The sequence below is a fragment of the Phenylobacterium sp. genome, assembly GCF_028290885.1.
In the GTDB taxonomy this organism is placed as follows: Bacteria; Pseudomonadota; Alphaproteobacteria; order Caulobacterales; family Caulobacteraceae; genus Phenylobacterium.
The window spans coordinates 1-4752 of sequence record NZ_JAQGIZ010000285.1; the positions used below are offsets into that span (position 1 = coordinate 1).

The window sequence follows — 4752 nt, forward strand, 5'->3', positions numbered from 1 at the left end:
GCGCCGAAGCTCGCGGTGACCAGGTCGCCGGTCCCGCTCGGCGCCAGCGGGAGTCGCGGGTGAGCGAAGAGGACCGCGCCATCCGTCTCCACCAGCAGCAGGCCGACCTCGTCCGCGCCGGCCGGAGCCGAGGTGACGAGGGCGGGCTTGCCGAGCCGCCGCGCAGCCGCGATCGCCGCCGCCGCGCTGTCGACCGGCCCGCCGGACAGATAGCCGAGCTCCCAGAGGTTCGGGGTGATCCAGTCGGCGCGCGGGACCAGCCGGCTCGCCACCGCCTCGGCGACCTCGGCCTTCACATAGAGCCCCTTGGGCGTGTCGCCCATGATCGGATCTACGATGACCACCGGCGCGCGCTCGGCCGCCGCCTGGACGCGGACCAGGGCGTCGGCGGCGATCTCCACCTGCTCGCGGGAAGAGAAGTGGCCGGTGATCATCAGGTCCACCATGCCAAAGATGGCGTCGGCCTCCACGTCGGCCAGCATGCGGGCGAACAGCTCCGGCGGCGTCGCCTGCCCCTCCGAGCCCCTCGCCGGATTGCGCCCCAGCATCACGGTCGGCACCAGCACCGGATCGATCCCGTGCGCGGCCAGCACATACTGCTGCGCCGCCCCGCCGATCCGGCTGGCCGCCACAAACGAGGAAAGGACGAGGGCGAGCGGCATGAGTTCAGTCTTCCCCCGGTACGGGGGAAACCATCCCCGAGACGCAACACGCCAGGGTCGATGGGGGAAGTCGATGGGAAACGATACCTCCCCCATTGTCGCCCGGCTTCGCCATTGGCGACATTTCCCCCGTACCGGGGGAAAACGCTAGTACCGGTAGTGGTCCGGCTTGAACGGGCCCTCGGTCGGAACGCCGATGTACTCGGCCTGGTCCTTGGAGAGCTTGGTCAGCTTGGCGCCCAGCTTGCCCAGGTGCAGCATGGCCACCTTCTCGTCGAGGTGCTTGGGCAGGGTGTAGACCTGGGTCTTGTAGCGCCCCCCGCTCTGCCAGAGCTCGATCTGGGCCAGGGTCTGGTTGGTGAAGGAGGCGCTCATCACGAAGCTCGGGTGGCCGGTGGCGTTGCCGAGGTTCACCAGGCGGCCCTCGCTGAGCACGATGATCTTCTTGCCGTCCGGGAATTCCACGTGGTGGACCTGCGGCTTGATCTCGTCCCACTTGAAGTTGCGCAGGCCGGAGATCTGGATCTCGGAATCGAAGTGGCCGATGTTGGCGACGATGGCGTTGTTCTTCATCGCCCGCATGTGGTCGACGGTCAGCACGTCCTTGTTGCCCGTGGCGGTGACGAAGATGTCGGCCCGGTCGGCGACGTCCTCGACGGTGACCACCTCATAGCCTTCCATGGCCGCCTGTAGGGCGCAGATCGGGTCGACCTCGGTGACCATCACTCGCGCGCCGCCGTTGCGCAGCGAGGCCGCCGAGCCCTTGCCCACGTCGCCATAGCCCAGCACCACGGCCGTCTTGCCGGCCAGCATCACGTCGGTGCCGCGGCGAATGGCGTCCACCAGGCTCTCGCGGCAGCCGTAGAGGTTGTCGAACTTGGACTTGGTGACGCTGTCGTTGACGTTGATCGCCGGGAACGGCAGCTCGCCGCGCTCGGCCATCTGGTAGAGGCGGTGGACGCCCGTGGTGGTCTCTTCGGAGACGCCCTTGATGGCTTCGCGGATCGCCGAATAGAAGCCGGGCTTCTCCTTCAGGTAGCGCTTCATCACCGTGTAGAGCGCTTCCTCTTCCTCGTTCTGCGGCTTGTTGAGGATCGAGGGATCCTTCTCGGCCTTGGGGCCCAGCACGCAGAGCAGGGTGGCGTCGCCGCCGTCGTCGAGGATCAGGTTCGGGTAGCCGCCGTCGGCCCATTCGAAGATCTTGTGGGCGTATTCCCAGTACTCGACCAGGTTCTCGCCCTTGATCGCGAACACCGGGACGCCCTTCACGGCGATCGCCGCGGCGGCGTGGTCCTGGGTCGAGAAGATGTTGCAGGAGGACCAGCGGACGTCGGCGCCCAGGGCCTGCAGGGTCTCGATCAGCACCGCGGTCTGGATGGTCATGTGCAGGGAGCCGGCGATGCGGGCGCCCTTCAGCGGCTGGTCCTTGCCGAACTCGGCGCGCACGGCCATCAGGCCGGGCATCTCGGTTTCGGCGATGTCGATTTCCTTGCGGCCCCAGTCGGCGAGCGCGATGTCCTTGACGACGTAGTCGGTCATTTCTGGCCCCAAGATGAAAAGGTTGGGAGAGAGGGGATTGGGTTGGCGGCTCTATAGCGACGCCGGCCGCCCGGCGCAAGAAATCATATAAGGACTTCTTTATATCTTGGTCAGCCCCAGAAGGGCTCGGCCTTGGAGAGCTTTTCCGCGGCCTTGGCGGCGCGGGCGACCAGCTTCGGCTTGGCGGCGGCCTTGCGGCCCACCAGCTCGCCGGCGGCGAAGGCCGCGTCGGAGGGCAGCGACAGGCCGGCGAGCAACGGCTCGGCGGTGACCAGGTCGTTCAGCGCCCCCAGCACCTCCTGCAGGTTCTTGAGGCTGCGCAGATACCGCTCGACCCGCTTGTGGCCGTAGAGGCTCGAGAAGGCCTCGACGGCGTAGCGCAGCTTCTTGGCCTCGATGCGCAGATGGTGGCGAGCCTCGTCGTCGCCTCCTTGCGCGGCGCGGCGGCGCTTCTCGAACGTCTTGCGATGCCGATCCAGGGCGCGGTCAGCGAAGTCCGCGATGGGTTTCTCGGCCGCCCGTGTCTCGCGCCAGGGGCCGATCTCCACCCACTCGGTGGCAGCGATCATCAGGGCGCGGAACCGCTCGGAGGCTGCGGTCTCGCCGGCCTGGGCCCAGGCGCGCCGCCGCTCGGCGTCGATCGCCTCGCGCAGCGCCGGCAGGCCAGGCGGCGGATCCTGGCCGCTCTCGGCGGGCTTGAGGGTCTCCTCGGCGAAGACGTCGAGGTTGCGGGGCGTGTCGCAGGCATGGCTCAGCCACTTGATGTCGGCCTTGACGGCTTCCAGGCCCTCGCCCCTCAGCACCGGCTTGAAGGTGGTGAGCGCGCTGCGCAGCCGCCGGGCGCCGACGCGAAGCTGATGGACCGCCTCGGGGCTCGGCTCGGCGCGCAAGTTCGCGGCGTTGGCGGCGATCTGGGCCAGCGCCTTGCGGGCCACCGTCTGGAAGGCCTCGGCCACGGTGGCGTCCTTGGAAAGCTCGACCTTGCCGCTCTTGCGCGGGGCCTGGTCGTCGCCGGCCACGAGGGCCTGGCCGCGGGCGGCCTTGCTGTCGAAAGCGAGATAGAGCGGCGCGGCGGCGGACAACTCTCGGGCCAGGGCGAAGAGGGCCGACGGCGGACCGGACTTCAGCTCCAGCTCCACCTCGGAAATCGGTCGCTTCTGCTCGCCGCCGGTGACCTCGCCCTGGTCGAGGGCCAACTCGATCTCGGCGCCCTGGTAGCGGATCGTCCGCTGGCGGCGGCTGACGCGGATGTTGAACACCGGCCGCAGGTCCGCGCCCTTGCGGGTGAGGGACGGCAGAGGCCCCAGCTCCGGGTCGGGCGCGAGGCCTTCGATCGGCGCCTCATGCTCCTCGCGGAAAAGCCCGTCGCCGCGCTTCAGGGTCTGGACGCGGCGCCCGTCGCTCTCGCGGACCCGCAGGGAGACGCCAGCCTTCTGCAGCTTCAGGTCGGCGGTGTCGAAGTAGACGCTGATCAGCTCGCGGCTCTCCTCGTCGCCGGCGGGCGCGGCGGCCAATACGGCGCCCAGGTCCTCCGGAGCGCAGAGGAACTTCAGCTCAACTTCCTGCGCCGCGCCGTCCATTCGCCACCGTTGATTGCGGTCCTTGCCCACGTCACGCTATGTCGGCCGACCTTTTCAAGGGCCCGGAGTTTCCCATGAACGCGCACGTCCATCCGCTCGATCCGGCCCAGCCGCGACATGACTGGACCCTCGACCAGGTGGAAGCGCTGTTCGAGGCGCCCTTCACTGAACTTGTCTTCCGCGCCGCCGAAGTCCACCGGCGGTGGTTTGATCCGACGGAACTCCAGCTCTCTCAACTGCTGTCCGTCAAGACCGGCGGCTGTCCGGAGAACTGCGGCTACTGCAGCCAGTCGCAGCACTTCAAGACCGCGACGAAGGCCTCCAAGCTGATGGAGGCGCAAGACGTGATCGCCGCGGCGGCGGAGGCCAAGGCCGGGGGCGCGCAGCGGTTCTGCATGGGCGCAGCCTGGCGCGACCTGAAGGATCGCGACCTGCCGAAGCTCCAATCAATGATCGCCGGCGTAAAGGCGCTGGGGCTGGAAACCTGCGCCACGCTTGGCATGCTGACCGCCGAGCAGGCCAAGGCCCTGAAGGCCGCCGGCCTCGACTTCTACAACCACAACCTCGACACCGGCCCGGACTACTACGACCAGGTCGTCACCACGCGGACCTACCAAGAGCGGCTCGACACCCTGGCCCACGTGCGCGACGCCGGCATGTCGACCTGCTGCGGCGGCATCGTCGGCATGGGCGAGACCCGGCGCGACCGCGCGGGGCTGCTGCAGCAGCTCGCGACCCTGCCCAGCCACCCGGAAAGCCTGCCGATCAACGACCTGATGCCGATCCCCGGGACGCCCTTGGGGGGCTCCACGCCGGTCGACGGCCTGGAGTTCGTGCGGATGATCGCGGTGGCCCGCCTGGTCTGCCCGAAGTCGATGGTGCGGATCGCCGCCGGGCGCGAGCACATGAGCCGGGAGCTGCAGGCGCTGTGCTTCCTGGCCGGCGCCAATTCGATCTTCATCGGCGCCCGG

4 protein-coding genes are annotated in these 4752 nt (G+C 68.8%); 1 reads left to right on the forward strand and 3 read right to left on the reverse strand.

The window, feature by feature from the left end; genetic code table 11:
- From JWP28_RS18585 to JWP28_RS18595, 3 genes are all read right to left on the reverse strand, one after another.
- Positions 1-662: bifunctional hydroxymethylpyrimidine kinase/phosphomethylpyrimidine kinase (locus JWP28_RS18585; protein ID WP_299545276.1), on the reverse strand; the 662-nt coding region annotated here is incomplete at its 3' end.
- Between the two features lie 147 nt (positions 663-809).
- Positions 810-2201 carry an adenosylhomocysteinase gene (ahcY, locus tag JWP28_RS18590; RefSeq protein WP_299545278.1) on the reverse strand — a complete coding sequence of 464 codons (1392 nt, stop codon included), beginning with the start codon at positions 2199-2201 and terminating at the stop codon, positions 810-812.
- A gap of 110 nt (positions 2202-2311) precedes the next feature.
- Positions 2312-3781: a CYTH and CHAD domain-containing protein gene (locus JWP28_RS18595; protein WP_299545279.1), complete on the reverse strand. Its 1470-nt coding sequence runs from the start codon at positions 3779-3781 to the stop codon at positions 2312-2314.
- 74 nt (positions 3782-3855) lie between these two features.
- Between JWP28_RS18595 and bioB the strand changes: the two genes are divergently transcribed.
- Positions 3856-4752 (forward strand): biotin synthase BioB (gene bioB / locus JWP28_RS18600; RefSeq protein ID WP_299545281.1); only part of this gene is annotated, 897 nt, incomplete at its 3' end.

Coding starts and splice junctions, on each gene's coding strand:
- JWP28_RS18595 (WP_299545279.1), bottom strand. CDS start 3,781: ATGGACGGCGCGGCGCAGGAAGTTGAGCTGAAGTTCCTCTGCGCTCCG.
- ahcY (WP_299545278.1), bottom strand. CDS start 2,201: ATGACCGACTACGTCGTCAAGGACATCGCGCTCGCCGACTGGGGCCGC.